This window comes from Paenibacillus tepidiphilus (genome assembly GCF_008635795.1).
Classification (GTDB): domain Bacteria; phylum Bacillota; class Bacilli; order Paenibacillales; family Paenibacillaceae; genus Paenibacillus_AQ; species Paenibacillus_AQ tepidiphilus.
In genome coordinates, this window is record NZ_VWRQ01000009.1 from 200,060 (window position 1) to 217,384 (window position 17,325).

The window sequence follows — 17,325 nt, forward strand, 5'->3', positions numbered from 1 at the left end:
TCTCTTCCCACCAATTGACTCTCCTCCTTGCCTGATTTCAGCATTGCTATTTCCATATGCAAACATTATACAAGTTCTATACATAAGTGATACAAACATCATACAATCTTTAGCGGAGGAAGTAAACTCTTGCAGTGCCGCCGAGTGGGTTCGAATTCATCAAAAAAACCCTTTTCACCGCGTGCCTGCGGCAAAAAGGGTTGTCTCCGTGTACTGTTTAAAGTTTATTGCCCTGCTTCATAAAGGTCTGATCAAACCAAAGCTGCCAACGGTTTGAAGAGCTTCCCAGCAGCTCGTCGGCCACACTTTGCGGCAACGGGTCTGTATCATAGGCTTTGCCGCCCGCGATGAGCTTAATTTCCGGGAATTCCCGCTTCAGGCGGCCCAGCAGAGCTTCGGAATAAGGAAGCAGCTCTCTGTCTGTCAGCGAAATGCACACGGCACCGATCCGGTGCTGCTTGTCCAGCATCGCCATCACACCCTCCTCCGGGGTGTTGGCTCCCAGGTAAATCACCTCAACTCCGCTCTTGCGCAAGAACAGTGAGAACAGCAGCAGACCGACCTGATGATGTTCGCCTTCCGGACAGAAGGCCAGCACTTTCGGCAAATGGGCGTGTACCGGGAATACATGAAAGAATTGATAGAACCGGTTCGAGATCATATGCGTCATATAGTGCTCCTGCGCCACTGTGGCTGTCCCTTCTTCCCAGGCATCGCCGACCTTGATGAGAATGGGGACCAGCACCTGATGGAACATAGCCTCGTAGCCGTAGAGCGAGAATCCGAAGTCGATCAGTCCGTTGGCCCGCTCTCCCTGGAACTCGAGCAGCGCGCTATAAATCTGCTCCTTCATTTTATCGAAGGCATCCCCCGGAGTACCGCTTGCAGCCGTCATCCGGTCCTCCAGCGCCTTGCGCCTGCTCTCCTTGAGCATGCGTACAGCTTGGGAGATACTCATGTTATGCGTTTCCGTCTGCTCTTTCAGCCAGCGCAAATCGTCAATGTTCTCCTGGGTGTAAAGTCTGTAGCCCGACTCGGTCCGCTCCGGTGTAACGGCCTGATAACGCGTTTCCCAGGCACGGAGCGTGACAGAAGGAATGTCCAGCATTTCTGCGACCTGTTTAATGGAATACATGTATTGCTCACTCGCTTTCCCGTTTCCGCTCTCAGCATTTGTATAACCTTAAAGATCAAACGTTATACAAATCATTTACATTCATTATACAATCGCTTGGATGTAAATGTCATCCCCGGGAAACAGGCATTCCACTCCGGCTGCTGCTTCAAATTCCTGCTGCAGGTGTTAATAGGTTGTTACAGTGCCGCAGAGGACATACTAATTCTTCTTGCCAAGGTCACGGAACCGAACGGAGGAAATGCCATGAACATACGCCACACCCCGCAACCGCATGAATCTGCGGCCGCTGCAAATACGGACGGCTCCGCAGCAGATGGCCATCATATACATAAAAGAAAACGGCGCCGCCGTATCCGGATCCTGCTCCCCCTTCTGCTGCTTGCAGGCTGGCTGGCCGGAGTCATGGTATACCAGACGCATAAGCCTCTTCCGCCGGGCATCTCCTATGAAAGCGGGCTTTACCAGAGTAACAAGCTGGATTTCTGGTACGATCTGACGGTTCCGGACGGCAGCGCGCAAGGGCGGAGAGAAGAGCAGATTCTTCCCCGGATGCTCCAGATTATTGGAGAGGCACGCCAATTTCTGATCGTGGATTTGTTTCTGTTCAACGATTACACCCATAAGGACCAGAGCTTCCCGAAGGTCAGCCGCATGCTGACGGACAAGCTGCTTGCGCAGCAAGCGGCCTACCCCGAAATGGAGATCGTATTCATAACCGACGAAGTCAATACCAATTACGGCTCCGCCCCCAATGCTCTGCTGGAAGAGATGAAGGCAGCCGGAATCCGGGTAATCCTGACCGATGTCGACAGCCTGCGTGATTCCACCCCGGCCTATTCTGCCGTATGGCGGACTTTTATCCAGTGGTTCGGCCAATCAGGCCAGGGCTGGATTCCAAATCTGATGGCCAGCGAGGGACCGGATATTACCGCCCGTTCCTATCTGAAGCTGCTGAACGTCAAGGCCAACCACCGCAAGCTGGTACTCAGCGAGAAGACGGCGCTGGTGTCCTCGGGCAATGTCCATGACGCCAGCGCGTATCATTCCAACATCGCTCTGGAGGTGCAGGGGCCGATCCTGGCCGAGATTCTGCGCACCGAGCAGGCGGCGGCCGACCTCTCCGGGTCGGGGCCGCTGCTCAGCCGTGAGCCGGTATTCGCTCCGCAGGAGGCGCAGGCGTCAAGCGGGCCGCTTGCGGTCAGGTATCTGACCGAAGGGAAGGTATACAAATACGCCCTGGAAGCAATCGCTTCAGCAGAGCGCGGAGATGTGCTATGGATGGGAATGTTCTATCTGGCGGACGACGGCATCCTGGACGCCCTGGTTGAGGCGTCAGCCCGCGGTGCGGAGATCCGCCTGTTGCTCGACCCGAACCAGAATGCCTTCGGACGCGACAAGATCGGCATTCCGAACCGTCCGGTGGCTATGGATTTACACAAGCGTTCGGGCGGCAGCATCGCTATCCGCTGGTACAATACCGGCATCGAACAGTATCACACCAAGCTGCTGTATCTGGCCAAAGCCTCCGGCAGCTCCATCGTGCTCGGCGGCTCCACCAATTTTACCAAGCGCAACTTGGACGACTACAATCTGGAGAATAATCTTTGGGTATCTGTCCCGCGGGGCGAGCCGCTGTTCCTTGAACTGGAGGACTATTTCACGACCCTGTGGAACAACGAAGGAGCAGAGTATACTCTGCCCCTTGAGGAATACCAGGGTGACATCACCCGGCTGAAATATATACTGTTCCGGCTGCAAACCCTGCTCGGGTTCACAACGTTCTGACTTCTTAAGATTCGGCAGTGACTTCTTCTTCGGACAGCACGGTGACCTTCACCCGCACAATGCGCCGTTCGCGGACCTCATGGGCCGTAAACACGATTTGCCCATAGGTGAGTGTCGGCTGTTCTTCGTTCTCCGGAATATATCCCAGCTGTCCGATAATAAACCCGCTCAGTGTGTCGTAGTCGCCGGTGGGCAGCGTCGTCTTCAGGATGCGCTGCGCATCATCCAGCGGCAGTGTGCCGGACATCACGTAGTGGCTTTCGCCCACTTGCTCAACCTCGGCATAGGTCTCCGGCTCGTCGTGCTCGTCATAGATGTTGCCGAGGATTTCCTCAATGACATCTTCAATAGTGACAAGACCGTCTGTCCCGCCATATTCGTCGATGGTGATCGCCAGATGGACCTTGTTCTTCTGCATCTCCTGGAATACCTGATCGGTCCGCAGCGATTCCAGCACGTAGAAGGGCTCACGGATCAGGCTGCGCAGATTGAAATCCGCTCTGTCGCCATCCTCGATAAAGCGAATCAGGTCCTTGATATGCAGCACACCGACAATCTGGTCAATATTCTCTTCATACACAGGGTAGCGTGTATACTGCTCCGTGTTGATGAGCTGCACCGTCTCGCGCAGCGACGCATCCGCCGGCAGGGCGGCAATCCGCGTGCGGTGCGTCATAATGTCGGATACTGTTTTGTTGTCGAACATGAAGATGTTGTTGATGAGCTCCTTCTCCAGCTCCTGAATCGTACCCTTCTCCTTGCCGACATCCACCATCATGCGGATTTCCTCTTCCGTCACATGCTCCTCTTCCTTATTCGGGTCAACTCCGAAGAGACGGACCAGTATATTGGTCGATCCGTTCAGCAGCTTGACGAAAGGCTTCGTGAACTTGGACAGCATTATCAAGGGAGACACTGCGAAGAAGGCTATTGCCTCCGCTTTTTGCAGGGCCAGCCGTTTCGGGACAAGCTCGCCAAGCACCAGCGTAAAATAAGACAGTACTAAAGTGATGACAATCGTCGAAATCGTCTGCAGTACATTCAGCTCCAGCGGTACTCCCCAACCGTACAGCGTTTCTGCGAGTCTGCCCGCAAAGCTGTCAGCGGCAAAGGCACTGGCGAGAAATCCGGCAAGCGTAATGCCGATCTGGATCGTCGCCAGGAAGTTACCGGGCTGCTCGAGCAGGCTCTGTACCAGCCGCGCTTTCTTATGGCCTTCGCTGGCCATATGCTTGATCTTGTTATCATTGAGCGAGACCAGTGCCATTTCGGATGCGGCGAAGAATGCGTTCACCAGAATCAGAATTAACAGCACGATGATTTCTATGCCCACTTTAGTACCCTCCAGTTATAAGTTCGTTTAGTTTTGATATGCTCGTTGCTTTTCTTAATGCATGACTTCAGGCTTGCCGCTCTTATCCTTGGACGTGAACCAGCCAACAGCACCAATAATAATCAGAACGCTGTAGAAAATCAACTTCCAGAGCGTGGAATGAGCGAAATCATGCGAGATGACACCTACATCTTCATGACCCAGCGTCAGCACCGCCAGCTTCACGCCAACCCAGCCCACAATGGCGAATGCGGCAATTTCCAGGGCGGGTCTGGTTTGCAGCAGCTTGACGAAGAGATTCGCCGCAAACCGCATAATAATCAGTCCGATAAATCCGCCCAGGAAGATGACAATGAACTTTCCGCCGTCCATCCCGCCGATGGCAGGCAGCGTCGTGTCCGGAAGCGTCATCGCCATCGCAACTGCAGCCAGAATGGAGTCAACGGCAAAGGCGATATCAGCGAGCTCTACCTTCAGGACAGTGCCCCAGAAGCCGGTAGCCTTCTTCTCTTTCTTGGCCTTCTCCACTTTTGGCTTAAAGATGATCTTGCGCAAGATGTGGTTAATGGCGATGAACAGCAGGTACAGCGCGCCGATCGCCTGGATTTGCCATACATCGACCAGGAACGAAATGATGAACAGCGACGCCAGCCGGAAGACGAAGGCCCCGGCAAGACCATAGAACAGTGCCTTTTTCCGTTCCTCGTCGGGAAGATGCTTGACCATAATTGCCAGCACCAGCGCGTTATCTGCGGCAAGCAAGCCCTCCAGCGCAATTAATAATAAAAGTACCCATCCGTATTCCAATAGAATCGAAATATCCATATGAAGTGCAGCTCTCCTTTTTGATTATCAGTTTGAGGTATTGTACCCTGTGAACGAGCGAAACAATCATTGGTGTACCCGCTTCAGCGCAAGTACCGCATCCCCCTTTTCAGAAATAATTAACAAAAAAGACCCTTGCCGGTTAATGGCAAAGGTCTTATCCATAAAAAGACCCTTACCGTTAACAGGTAAAGGTCTGGCTAACAACGCTGAGCGTCGCCAACAAAGCCGGAAGATTGACGCCTCCGAAATGACGACTTTGTTGTAAAAGCTACTCCCCTTTAGGAAGATCATTCAATTGTTATCTAAAATATAAGTGATCTACTGGGGATTGTCAAAGGATTTCTTGCTGCCCGCCTCAGGAACACTCACCCGCACCCGGTATTCGGAAGCCGGCTGCAAGTCCCGGATCACACCATCCGGGACGAGAACGCCGTCCACATAGACCTCTGTACCTGAGATTTCCGGCTCGCGGCGGATGTCTATGTGCAGCACAGCGCCCCGGAACTCCCGCTTCAGCTTGGCTTCACTCCAGGCGGAAGGAAGCTGCGGCTGAATCCGCAGACCCTCCGCCGTCCCCTGCACGCCGAATAATCCGTCGATCAGGCAGCGGTATACCCAAGGGACTGTTCCCGTATTGAACAGGTGGCTGGAGCGCCCGGCAGTCCGCGGAAATTGCCGGTAGGCCCCGCGGTAATAATTCGGAATGAAGACCGGCAGCTGCCCGCGCCGGATAATATCCTCTGCTGTCGGCCCCGGCAGCATCTTGCGCAGCAGGCGGTAGGCGTTATCCTCTTCCCCCACCGCGTACAGCGCATAGATGTAGAAAGCGGCGGCATGGTTGTATACCGCGCCGTTCTCTGCCGATCCGGGATGCTTCTGGGTCACCCGTCCGACATCCTCGCGCATCGCGGTGAAGGAAGGCGCCAGCTTCTCGACGCCGTATGGCGACTCGAGCTGCTCTTCCACGGCCCGCAGCAGCTTCTCCCGCTTCTGCGCATCCGCCGCACCGCTCAGCAGCGACCAGCCCTGCGGGTTGACGAAGATGCGCCCCTCCTTGTCCGTGCTGATGCCGAACCGTACATTGTCATCCGTAATCCCGCGCGCATACCATTCGCCGTCCCAGAAATGGACGTTGGCAGCTTCGTTCGTCCGGTCCGCTTCCAGCCGGTATTCGTGGGCCGTATCCCCTCGGCCGCTCGCCTCGCAGATGTCCGCCCAGACCTTGAAGGCATAGGCCGTGGCAATCGTCAGCCATCCGGAGACGCCCTTGCCCTTATAGCCAACCATATTCATCGGGTCGCACCAGTCGCCCTGGTTGATATAATTGAGGCCGCGTTCATCACGGTCGCTGATCAGCCAGCGCATGGCCAGGTCAATATGCTCGTACACCGTGGCCTCACGCCCGTCGTCCACAAACGGGACCCGCTCATCCAGCAGCCCGTAATCGCCCGTCTCATCCAGATAGGTGCTCAGGCATACCGGAAGCCAGACGCAATGATCCGTATGCGGCACCTGGTTGATATACTTCAGTTCGGCATCCGGATGCAAAATAATGCCGTCGGGCATCGCCCCGCTCGCCTTCTGCTGTGCCAGGGCGATCAGAAAGGAGCCTCTTGCCGTTTGCGGCTTAATATAGCTCATCCCCATGTTGTCCTGCAGATAATTGCGGGTCTGGGGATCGGTGCTCAGACGGTTCGTCTGGCCATGATAGTACATCTGGCGCGGCAGCCAATGATTGACGAAGTTGTCCAGATCCGGGTCTGGAGTGCTGATCTCGATGCAGCCCTTGCCCTCGCTGATGTAGGCATCATACTCCTGCTCCGCCAGGACGAATCCGTCCGGTCCGTCTCCGCCGGGCGTGCCGAACATGCTGCTGCGGATACCGGCGATCTCCTGCTCATCATGCGCCGGCCCGAAGATGAAGCGGTAGTCTTCCGCCTCGCCGGGCGCGAGCACCATCCGGTATTGCAGCGCACACACCGGCGTCTCATAACGTGCATCCCCTCCGGCCAGTTCCTCGGCGTCCAGTGCGGAGGGATGCATAATCCCGCCTTCACCCTCGAACGATTCCTGGTTGACCTCCCACGCAGACGGCTTACGCTCAGCCAGCAAGTAGGTTTTGTCGGCGAAGTTCTTGATGGTGTAGTAATCATTATATTTCTGGTATGGAGTGATGGAGGAGCAGACAATAGCCTGCAGCTCTTCGTTATATTCACCGGACTGGTTCATCCAGGACATATAGCCCACTGTAAAATAAGGATAAATGCTGAGGCGGCGCGGCTCGGGGGAGAGGTTCGTGATCCGGACACGCCACAATTCCATCGGCTCCTCCTTCGTCAGCCCCAGGCTCATCTCAACGCGGATGCCCCGGCACTCTACCTTCAAGAGAATACGGCTCTTGCCCGCTGCGAATGTGTAGCTGTCCGCAGGCACCCGCACCGGTTCATACGGCGCCGAGAAGATTTCCCCGCTCTCCTCGTCCTTCACGAACACGAAGCGCCCCGGATGATGGGCGTAATACGGCTGTTCCGGCTGCATGAACGTCTTGGCCTCCAGATTCGGGGCATGCGAATATTTGGCCGGCTCCGGCTGCATGAACTGGGCCACGGCATAGCCGCGGCAGTTCATATGGATCATCATTTTCTCATTCCAGAGAAATCCCGATGCTTTCGGCAGCAATGTCGGACTGTTCAGTTCATAGAACTCATTGTCTTCAGTAGCTCTGATCACTTGGCATACCTCTTTCCGGTGTATGAATTTAGATGCTGCCGGACAGCGCATAATTTCATCCCTGCGCACGCCCGGCGGGCGGTGAGGCTACAGCAGCGGAGACATCAAACGGGCTGCCGATTCCAGCAGGCGTTCGAGGAATTTTTTGTTCATAAAATTCTCATGCTCAATGACCCGGGTTGACAGCAAATCCCGTTCGAAATCGGCCACGACACGGGCGACGCTCTCCGTCTGCAGCAGCAGCGCATTGACCTCGAAATTGAGGTGGAAGCTGCGCATGTCCATGTTGGCAGTGCCAATAGTGGCGACTTCCCCGTCCGTAATCAGCAGCTTGGAGTGGATGAAGCCCTTCTCATATTCATAAATCTTAACACCCGCCTCCAGCAGTGACGGAAAGTAGGAGTGCGAGGCCAGGAAGGGAAGCCACTTGTCCGGCTTGGCCGGGAACAGCAGCCTTACATCCAGCCCGGACATCGCCGCGACCCGGATCGCCGTCAGGATATCCTCATCGGGAATGAAATAGGGACTGGCTATCCAGACTGACTTCTGCGCGGAGGTGATCATCGAGAAAAAGATATTTTTGAGCGCCCGCCGCTCATTGTCCGGTCCGCTGGCAATGATCTGCACGGCGCCGTCCCCGGTGGTGAACCGCAGCTGCGGGGAAAGATAATCCTGCTCCAGAATCTTCTCTCCCGTCGTATGCATCCAGTCCTGCAGGAAAATAATCTGCAGCGTCCGTACCGCTTCGCCCCGCAGCAGCATGTGCGTATCGCGCCAGAAGCCGTACGTTTTGCTGCGGCTCAGGTACTCATCCCCGACATTCAGGCCGCCCATGAAGCCGACATCGCTGTCGATGACGACAATTTTGCGGTGATTGCGGTAATTGACCCGGCTGGAGAAGAAGGATGTAGAGTTGCCGTAAGCCGCAACCTGCACACCGGCATCGCTCATTTCCTTCAGGAAGGAACCCGCGAGCTGCATGCTGCCCACTGCGTCGTACATAAATCTGACCCTCACGCCAGCACGGGCCTTCTCGATCAGAATCTGCTGAATGCGCGTCCCGATATGATCCGCCCGGAAGATATAGTATTCCATATGGATATGATGCTGGGCGCGCCGAAGCTCCAGCAGCAGTGTGCCGAAGGTCTCCTCGCCATTGGTCAGAATCCGCGTCTCCGAGCTGAAGGAAATAGGTGAACGCGCAAGCTTCTGGGACAGGCCCAGCAGCTTCTGCTGCTCAGGGGTGAATACCGACCAGTCCTGGTGCATCCGCAAGGCATCGCTCTCAATCCGTTCATAGGCCTGCAGATCCCGCTCAGCTTTCTTGTCATACTTGCGTTTCTTGAACACGTTCTGTCCGAACAGGAAGTAGAAAATCAGGCCGAGCACAGGAATTAATGCCAGCAGCAGAATCCAGGAAATGGTGGTCGAAGGGTTGCGGTTCTCCATAAATATCCCGAGTCCGATAGAGATGACCGTCAACGTGGAGAAGATACTGATAATCGTGCCGGCAGTGCTGCCGAATATGCCAAAGCCGAAATAATAAAAAGCAATTAATGCCGCAATAATGACAAGTGCCTGCAGCCCTCTTCTCATAAGCTACCTTCCTTCTTCTACCGTTCCTCTTCTAAAATGACCCATCTATATATTACATGAGAATTGAAATTCTTCCTACTGCTCTCCCGGGCAAAAAAATCGTCCCGGGGCTGTAACCAAGCCCGCCCGTCACCGTAATTTGTAATGGATTATAAACTGTACTATAATCGTTCTGACCATCAAGTCAATTCAAAAACTACTCGGTCAGAAAGAAGTGATTTCCATAGCAGCCGACAAGAATACAGACCGGAAGGAACAAATTATCAAGACTGCCATGCAGCTATTCGCTGTCAAAGGCTCATCCTCTACCTCCATGCAGGAGATTGCCGAGCTCTGCGGTATTTCCAAAGGCAGCCTGTATCTGGTGTTCAAATCGAAGGAGGAGCTGGAGAACAGCATTTATATATATTGCTTCCGCATGATCCGCGAACCTCTGGAGCGCGAGGAACAGGCCGTACGGAGAAGCCCGCGCGAGAAGCTGCGCAACCAGATCGAGATTCTCCTGGTTCATGTCTATGAGCTGCGTGAATTTCTGCAGCGTCAGATTCAGGATTATCTTGGCCAGGGCGTCAGACAAGCGCCGGACTGGCTGCGCAAGGGCAACGGACCGCTGCTGGTCCTGTTCCGCAGCAAGCTTGAGGAAATCTACGGCAAAGAGGTGCTGGCTTACACGGGAGATGTCGGCATGCTCGCATCAGGAATGCTGCACACCAGCGTGATGGCACTCTTCCAGCAGGATACGCCGATCTCGATTCCGCGTCTGGCCGATTACCTGCTGGACCTGCTGGACATCGTGGTATCCGGCCTGCTGGACCGCCGCCCTGAACCGCTGATTTCGGCAGCGATGATTGAATCCTGGCTGCTGAACCACGAGAGCATTGCACCGCAAAGTCCGCTGCAGCTGATCAAGTCTATGAAGCTGCTGCTCGGCACATTGGAGGCGGAGCATGCCCCGGAAGCTTTGGAGTCACTGGACATCATGGAGAATGAAATGCTCATGCCCCACCCCCGCAAAGCGATTATCAGAGGAATGCTCCTGAATCTGCGGGAGGTTCCGCTCCTGGAGAAGGAGCTGGCGGAATTGGAACGGCTGATTTCGCCGTACTGGCAGCAGGCCTGTTATTTCCGCTAGCCGCGGATGACGGCCCAGAGAGAATAGCACGGATAGCAGTGCTCATAGCCGAACTTATACTGGCGGCCTATACATACGGCCCGAGAGGAGAAGAAACGTAACTTATGAAGAGCCTGATTAATTTCTCGCTGAAGAACAAATTCGCGATCTGGCTGCTCACTATCATTATTGTATTCGCAGGCTTGTACAGCGGACTCAATATGAAACAGGAGACCTTGCCTAATATCAATATCCCTTTCCTTAGCGTAACCACCGTGTACCCCGGCGCCGCCCCCGAAGGGGTAGTCAATGACGTCAGCAAGCCGCTGGAGCAGAAGCTCCGCAACGTAGACGGCGTCAAGACCGTCACCTCGATGTCACTCGAGAATGCCTCCAGCATCACCATTGAATTCGATTACGGCACTAATCTGGATAACGCAACCGCAGCTGTGCGGGAAGCGCTGAATGAGGTCGACCTTCCGGATGACGCCCAGAAGCCGTCCCTTTCCCGCTTCAGCCTCAGCTCCCTGCCCGTAATCTCGCTCAGCCTGACTGCAGACGGCAGCGAGAACCTGGAAGAGCTGACCCGCATCGCCGAGAATGACATCCGGCCTGCGCTGGAAGATGTCGAGGGCGTAGCCTCGGTGCAGATTTCCGGCCAGTATGTCAACGAAGTATCCCTGAAGTTTAACCAGGAGAAATTAAATCAATACGGACTCAGCGAAGATACAGTCAAGACGCTCGTTCAGGCCAACTCCCTGCGTGTGCCGCTCGGCCTCTTCCAGCTTGAGGACGCGCAGAAGGCGGTGGTTGTCGACGGCAACGTGACCACCGTGGAAGATCTGAAGAACCTGAGCATCCCGGCTGTTCCTTCGGGTGCAGGAACGGCTGGAGCTGCTGGAGCTGCAGGTGCTGCGGGCAATGCTGGTGCTGCTGCCGGCACGGATGCTGCTGGTAGTGCGGCACCCGGTACAGCAGCGGGCGCTGCGGGCAGCACAGATGCAGCCGGCGCCGCTGGTGCCGGAGCGATGGCCGCTGCCGGACTGCCAACGGTGAAGCTGGGCGACATCGCCGACATTGAAGTGGTCGGCACGTCGGAATCCATCTCGCGCACCAACGGCAAAGAATCCATCGGCGTCCAGATCATCAAGGACAATGACGCCAATACCGTCGAAGTGGTCAACGGCGTCAAGGATGCCGTCGATGAATTGAAGGAGCTGTATCCTTCCGCCGACATCAGTGTCATGCTCGACCAGGGCAAGCCGATTGAAGATTCCGTCAGCACGATGCTGTCCAAAGCCGTCTTCGGCGCCTTGTTCGCCGTGCTGATCATTCTGCTGTTCCTGCGGAATATCCGCTCGACCATTATTTCGATTATCTCGATTCCACTCTCGCTGCTCATCGCCGTGCTGCTGCTGAAGCAGATGGATATCACCCTGAACATGATGACCCTCGGGGCGATGACCGTGGCCATCGGCCGCGTCGTCGACGACTCCATTGTCGTCATCGAGAACATCTACCGCCGCCTGTCTCTTAGCGGCGAGAAGCTGCGCGGACGCGAGCTGATCAGCGCCGCTACCCGCGAGATGTTCGTACCGATTCTGTCTTCGACCATCGTTACCATCGCCGTATTCCTGCCGCTTGCTTTTGTCAGCGGAATGGTCGGCGAGCTGTTCCTGCCGTTTGCGCTCACTATGGTCTTCGCCCTGCTGGCGTCCCTGGTGGTGGCTATTACCCTTGTGCCGGCCCTGGCGCACACGCTCTTCCGCAATGGACTGGGGAAGGGCAAGCAGACCCACGAAGACAAGCCGGGCAAGCTGGCGGGCGGCTATCTGCGGATTCTGAACTGGTCGCTGGACCATAAGCTGATCACCTTCGGCGCTGCCGTACTGCTGCTCGTAGGCAGTATCTTCCTGATCAAGCCGATTGGCGTCAGCTTCATGCCGGAGCAGGAAGAGAAGAACATTATTATGACCTTCTCGCCGCAGGCCGGCCAGACGAAGGAAGAGGTTCAGGAGCAGGCACTGAAAGCCGAGCAATACATTCTGACCCAGGAGCACCTGGAGCAGCTGCAATATTCCATCGGCGGAGGCGGAATCATGGGTATGGGCTCGGGCAACTCCGGCCTGTTCTATCTGACTTATGAGAGCGACACTCCGGATTTCGAGACCGTGAAGGAGAACCTGATCGAAGGCTTAACGAAGGAAGTGCCTACCGGCGAATGGGGCGATATGTCCGGGCTGGCCGGAGGCGGCCTTGGCGGCAGTACGCTGACCGTCAATGTCTTCGGCGATACGCTGGAGCAGATCAAGCCGGTAGCCGACGATATTCTCGCCATTGTCAATGAGGACAACAAGAACTTCACGGACGCCGACACCAGTCTGTCCGAGTCTTACGAGCAATACACCATTGTTGCCGATCAGGCAAAGCTCAGCTCGCTGGGCCTGACCGCAGGCCAGATCGCCATGAAGCTGGCGCCGGTGACCACACGCCCGGTGCTGACGGAAGTCGATGTGGACGGCAAGAACTACAATGTCTATATTGAAGCCGATACCGAAACCTACAGCAGCATTGAGGAGATGGAGGCTGCCACGCTGACCTCGCCGCTGGGCATTACCGTGCCAATCGGACAGGTGGCCAGCATTGAGAAGGGCTCCTCGCCGGATACAATTACCCGTATCGACGGCAAGATGACCGTGGATGTGACTGCCGAAATCACCTCCAGCGATGTCAACAGCGCCTCCAACAAGGTGAAGGATAAGATTGAAGCTATGGAATTGCCGGAAGGCGTAACCGTCTCGTTCGGCGGGGTTACCGAGCAAATCAATGAAACATTCAGCCAGCTCGGCGTCGCCATGGCGGCCGCCGTTGCCATTGTATATTTCGTGCTCGTTGTGACCTTCGGCGGCGGCCTCGCACCGTTTGCCATTCTGTTCTCGCTGCCGTTCACGGTCATCGGCGCACTCGTCGCGCTGCTTCTGGCCGGCGAGACGCTGAACGTCTCGGCGCTGATGGGCGCCCTGATGCTGATCGGTATTGTCGTCACCAACGCCATCGTGCTCATCGACCGGGTTATTCACAAGGAGAACGAAGGTCTGACGACACGGCAAGCGCTGCTTGAAGCCGGCGCGACCCGCCTGCGGCCGATCCTGATGACCGCGCTGGCCACCATCGGCGCACTGCTGCCGCTCGTTACCGGTCTGGAGAACAGCGCGGGGATCATCTCCAAGGGTCTTGGTGTTACCGTTATCGGCGGTCTGGTCAGCTCTACACTGCTGACGCTGGTTGTTGTGCCGATTGTGTATGAGTTCCTGATGAAATTCCGCAAGAACAAAACCGTGGAATAGCACCGGGTACATGAAAGGGGGTGTTCCAAGCGCCATTGTGATGGCTGCCTGGAACACCCCCTTATTTCATTCGCTTACACCATCGCCGCCGCGTCGCTCTCCAGCGCACCCTTGAAGGCACGCAGCATTTGCAGATCATACGGCAGGAATTCCTCGAGCATGTGGCTGAGCCCCAGGTACAGCGGACTTTCAGTGGCTGCATTCAGCCGTTCGCAGAACTGCGGTGTCCACTTCAGCAGATGCTCCTCCAGGAAGCTCTCCTGAATCTCCAGCAGCTGCAGGGCACTCCGCGCCGAGAAGCTGTTATACAGCATCCGTTCGTGCAGCACGGCCATGAATTCCAGCTCAATCGAAATATGGTCATCGGCTTCGCCGCTGCATTTCTTAAAGACTACCCCGGCCGATGCATACACATCGGACAGTACATTGCAGAACGCTTCTTCCCGGCCGAGCTGCGCCGCCTCCCGCGTCACAAAGGCGCTTGCCGAACGCTGGCTCATCAGCCGCGTATATTCCAGGCTCTCCCTCTCGCAGATACCCGGCAGCTTCGCAGGCTCCTGGCTGCACAGGTACCGCTTCAGCTCACGGCCTCCCTCTGTCATCTCCGCAGCAACACTCATTTGCGGATTGCGGCTCCACTGGGCCACCAGCGACAAACTGGGCTTTCTTCCATAGAAATCAACTAACAGCTGATATATCAGTCCCCGACTTTCCAGCCAACGGTTAAACGTCTCCGGCACGACAAGCGGTGGAACAGTTGATATGGTCATTTTGCAAATCCTCCCTATAAATTTGACCGACCACCCTAGGTTTCCTGTAGCATCCAGGGGGCGTATATCCGGCCTCATAGCTGTTCTCTTCGCAAAAGTGAGCGGTGAATCGCTTGGATTCCTTCCGCACTATCATTATATCGGATTAATAAAGCGCTTTCGGTGAGCATTCTTTGACCAATACCGCAAACCGTCACAATTCTGTTAAAATTGACCTTTGCCATTTCTTCCGGCTCACATATGATAAAGGTTGTCTTGCTCCATTGACGTGGACCCGGCTAATCTTTAAAATTTGATATAAACTAGACTGACAGAAAAGGGGGCAACGCCATGGAACCGTTGACGGACCCGTTTGGACGCCTTCATGATTATATCCGCATCTCGGTAACCGACCGCTGCAACCTGCGCTGCATTTATTGTATGCCTGCGGAGGGAATGCAATTCCAGCCCCAGGACGAGATTATGAGCTATGAGGAAATTGCCGCTGTCGTCCGGGCGCTCGCGCCGCTGGGACTGCGCAAGGTCCGCCTTACCGGCGGGGAGCCGCTGGTCCGCAAGGATCTGGAGAAGCTGGTCGCCATGCTGGCCGGGATTCCCGGCATCGAGGATTTATCGCTCACCACGAACGGCCTGCTGCTCCCGGCCAAGGCCGCCGCTCTGAAGGAGGCCGGACTGTCGCGGGTGAACATCAGCCTGGATTCGCTCAAGCAGGACCGCTTCGAACGGATTACCCGCGGCGGCAAAGTCGCCATGGTGCTCAAGGGCATCGAAGCCGCACAAGCGGCAGGCCTGTCGCCGATCAAGCTGAATGTTGTTCTGATGAAGGGCATCAACGACGATGAAATTCAGGATTTCATTGCGTTGACCCTGGATAGCCCGCTGAATGTACGGTTTATTGAATATATGCCGATTGGCAGCGCCAGCGATGCCTGGCGCCAGACCTACCTGCCGCTGGAGCGGGTGGTCGCCGCCTGTACAGAGGCCGGGTGGGAGACGACCGAAGATGAAGGCCCCTCCGGCAATGGCCCCTCGCAGAACCGCCGCGTAATCGGCGCCAAGGGCACCTTCGGACTGATTCACCCGGTCAGCGAGCACTTCTGCGACAACTGCAACCGGCTGCGGCTGACCGCCGACGGCCACATCAAGGCCTGCCTCTACTGGGAGGACGAATACAACGTCCGGCCGCTGACCAGCGACCCGGCTGCGGTGCAGGCGCTGTTCCGCAAGGCGCTCGGCAACAAGCCGCACAATCATGAAATGGCGCTCGCCCTTGAGCGCAAGCAGCAAAGCCACACCCCGACCAAACGCCGCATGTCCCAGATCGGCGGATAGCCTGCGGGGTGACCGGAACATAGCAAGCGGCCGTACCTCCCGTTGCCGGGATCGTACGGCCGCTTTTTTCACATTTATAAGTTGCACTTAAGATTAGCCCGGATAAGACCGGATGTAGTTATGATGAACGAAAGGCATCTCCTGTTCGCGGCTTTAGTTCGATAATCGCCACTTAATTCCACCTATATGTAGGTAGATCGCAGCTCTAGTTGGATAATCGCCACTTAATATGGTTGTAAATCAAGCAGCACACCAATATTGCCCAAATTAAGTGGCGATAATCGAATTAGATTATTGAAATCCGTAAAAAGGGAAGAATTAGTGTGCGAAAATCGAACTATTCCCAGGAACCGATAGGGTTTGAGATGGCGTAAAATAAGTTGTGTACCAAGATTTGGGGCCTAGTCAGGCAACAAAAAAGTAGGGTATTCTCGGGATTGTTGAAGTCCACCAAGAAAGGAACCCTACTCGATGACTATTGTACCCGAAAATATGCTAAATAATCTATTTGAAAATCTTGTTACAGAGTTCGTGAAAGATAACTTAGAGTCCATCCTCCGGGCTGAAATCCAGGCATTTATGTCTTCGGAAGATGCCGGGATACGTAACAGCCGTAACGGATACTACACTCGCAATCTGCATACCCGCTACGGGAATATTGAAGACCTGGAAGTGCCACGGGACCGGCAGGGATTGTTTCAGACGCAGCTTTTTGAACCGTACCAACGACGCGACGGTTGGCTGGAAGAAGCCGTCATTCAGATGTACAAATCGGGCATGGGCACCCGGGACGTGGCCCGGTTTATTGAAAGTATGTTCGGCAGTCACTACTCGCCTACCACCGTCAGCAATATAACCGCAACGGTGCTGGAGGACATCCACCAGTGGCAGAAACGTCCGCTCCAAAAACGCTACTCTGTCATCTATCTGGACGGCCTCTACGTCAAACTCAAGCGTGGGACTGTCAGCGGCGAGGTCGTTTACTTTGCCATGGGCATTGACACGGAAGGCCACCGTCAAATTCTGGGCTTCTATGTGGGCGGTCAGGAAAGTGCCAACGGCTGGCGTGAAGTGCTCAAAGACCTCTATGACCGTGGAGCACAGGAAGTGCTACTTGGTGTATTTGACGGTCTGCCCGGGCTGGATGCAGCGTTTAAAGAAGTCTACCCGAAGGCAGATGTGCAACATTGCGTCGTTCATAAAGTCCGCTCCACGTTTCCGAAAATCCGGGTTCAGCACCGGACCGAAGTCATTGAAGATCTGAAGACAGTATACAACGCTGCCGATGAAGAGTTGGCCCGTGCGGCTTTTGACACCGTGAAAGCGAAATGGAGCAAGCTGTACGCCAAAGAAAT

At 55.4% G+C, this 17,325-nt stretch carries 11 protein-coding genes; 5 read left to right on the forward strand and 6 right to left on the reverse strand.

The annotated features are described in order from the left end of the window. Positions 1–217: 217 nt before the first annotated feature. Positions 218–1,135, reverse strand: coding sequence for a MerR family transcriptional regulator (locus F1379_RS13970; protein ID WP_150270639.1), 918 nt, complete (start codon positions 1,133–1,135; stop codon positions 218–220). 246 nt (positions 1,136–1,381) lie between these two features. Here F1379_RS13970 and F1379_RS13975 point away from each other — a divergent pair, with 246 nt between their 5' ends. Beyond that, positions 1,382–2,923, forward strand: a complete 1,542-nt coding sequence (locus tag F1379_RS13975) for a phospholipase D family protein (RefSeq protein ID WP_150270641.1) — start codon at positions 1,382–1,384, stop codon at positions 2,921–2,923. A gap of 4 nt (positions 2,924–2,927) precedes the next feature. Here F1379_RS13975 and F1379_RS13980 read toward each other — a convergent pair whose 3' ends face one another. The 4 genes from F1379_RS13980 to cls all read right to left on the reverse strand — a co-directional run bounded on the left by F1379_RS13980 (position 2,928) and on the right by cls (position 9,410). Continuing rightward, positions 2,928–4,256 (reverse strand): hemolysin family protein, encoded by a 1,329-nt coding sequence (locus F1379_RS13980; RefSeq protein ID WP_150270643.1) that lies wholly within the window; start codon positions 4,254–4,256, stop codon positions 2,928–2,930. A 54-nt stretch (positions 4,257–4,310) separates the two neighbouring features. Next, positions 4,311–5,081, reverse strand: coding sequence for a TerC family protein (locus F1379_RS13985; RefSeq protein WP_150270645.1), 771 nt, complete (start codon positions 5,079–5,081; stop codon positions 4,311–4,313). Between the two features lie 321 nt (positions 5,082–5,402). Further along, entirely contained in the window at positions 5,403–7,814 is a 2,412-nt protein-coding gene (locus tag F1379_RS13990; protein WP_150270647.1) for a GH36-type glycosyl hydrolase domain-containing protein, read from the reverse strand. Positions 7,815–7,901: 87 nt separating this feature from the next. After that, complete coding sequence (gene cls / locus F1379_RS13995) at positions 7,902–9,410, reverse strand: cardiolipin synthase (RefSeq protein WP_150270649.1); 1,509 nt, start codon at positions 9,408–9,410, stop codon at positions 7,902–7,904. A 214-nt stretch (positions 9,411–9,624) separates the two neighbouring features. On the opposite strand from cls, the gene F1379_RS14000 reads away from it, so the two are divergent. Together F1379_RS14000 and F1379_RS14005 are read left to right on the forward strand one after the other, a co-directional pair. Beyond that, positions 9,625–10,542: a TetR/AcrR family transcriptional regulator gene (locus F1379_RS14000; protein WP_150270651.1), complete on the forward strand. Its 918-nt coding sequence runs from the start codon at positions 9,625–9,627 to the stop codon at positions 10,540–10,542. A 104-nt stretch (positions 10,543–10,646) separates the two neighbouring features. Further along, positions 10,647–13,868: an efflux RND transporter permease subunit gene (locus tag F1379_RS14005; RefSeq protein WP_150270653.1), complete on the forward strand. Its 3,222-nt coding sequence runs from the start codon at positions 10,647–10,649 to the stop codon at positions 13,866–13,868. 74 nt (positions 13,869–13,942) lie between these two features. On the opposite strand, the gene F1379_RS14010 is transcribed toward F1379_RS14005, so the two are convergent. After that, positions 13,943–14,638: a TorD/DmsD family molecular chaperone gene (locus tag F1379_RS14010; protein WP_150270655.1), complete on the reverse strand. Its 696-nt coding sequence runs from the start codon at positions 14,636–14,638 to the stop codon at positions 13,943–13,945. 330 nt (positions 14,639–14,968) lie between these two features. Between F1379_RS14010 and moaA the strand changes: the two genes are divergently transcribed. Both moaA and F1379_RS14020 read left to right on the forward strand, forming a co-directional pair. Further along, positions 14,969–15,970 (forward strand): GTP 3',8-cyclase MoaA, encoded by a 1,002-nt coding sequence (gene moaA / locus F1379_RS14015; protein WP_150270657.1) that lies wholly within the window; start codon positions 14,969–14,971, stop codon positions 15,968–15,970. Between the two features lie 471 nt (positions 15,971–16,441). Continuing rightward, the coding region (locus tag F1379_RS14020; RefSeq protein ID WP_150270659.1) for an IS256 family transposase at positions 16,442–17,325 on the forward strand (884 nt) is incomplete at its 3' end.

What these genes read in the sequence shown, in the direction of transcription:
- F1379_RS13970 (WP_150270639.1), bottom strand. Translation starts at nt 1,135, where the DNA reads ATGTATTCCATTAAACAGGTCGCAGAAATGCTGGACATTCCTTCTGTC.
- F1379_RS13975 (WP_150270641.1), top strand. Translation starts at nt 1,382, where the DNA reads ATGAACATACGCCACACCCCGCAACCGCATGAATCTGCGGCCGCTGCA.
- F1379_RS13985 (WP_150270645.1), bottom strand. Translation starts at nt 5,081, where the DNA reads ATGGATATTTCGATTCTATTGGAATACGGATGGGTACTTTTATTATTA.
- cls (WP_150270649.1), bottom strand. Translation starts at nt 9,410, where the DNA reads ATGAGAAGAGGGCTGCAGGCACTTGTCATTATTGCGGCATTAATTGCT.
- F1379_RS14005 (WP_150270653.1), top strand. Translation starts at nt 10,647, where the DNA reads ATGAAGAGCCTGATTAATTTCTCGCTGAAGAACAAATTCGCGATCTGG.
- F1379_RS14010 (WP_150270655.1), bottom strand. Translation starts at nt 14,638, where the DNA reads ATGACCATATCAACTGTTCCACCGCTTGTCGTGCCGGAGACGTTTAAC.
- moaA (WP_150270657.1), top strand. Translation starts at nt 14,969, where the DNA reads ATGGAACCGTTGACGGACCCGTTTGGACGCCTTCATGATTATATCCGC.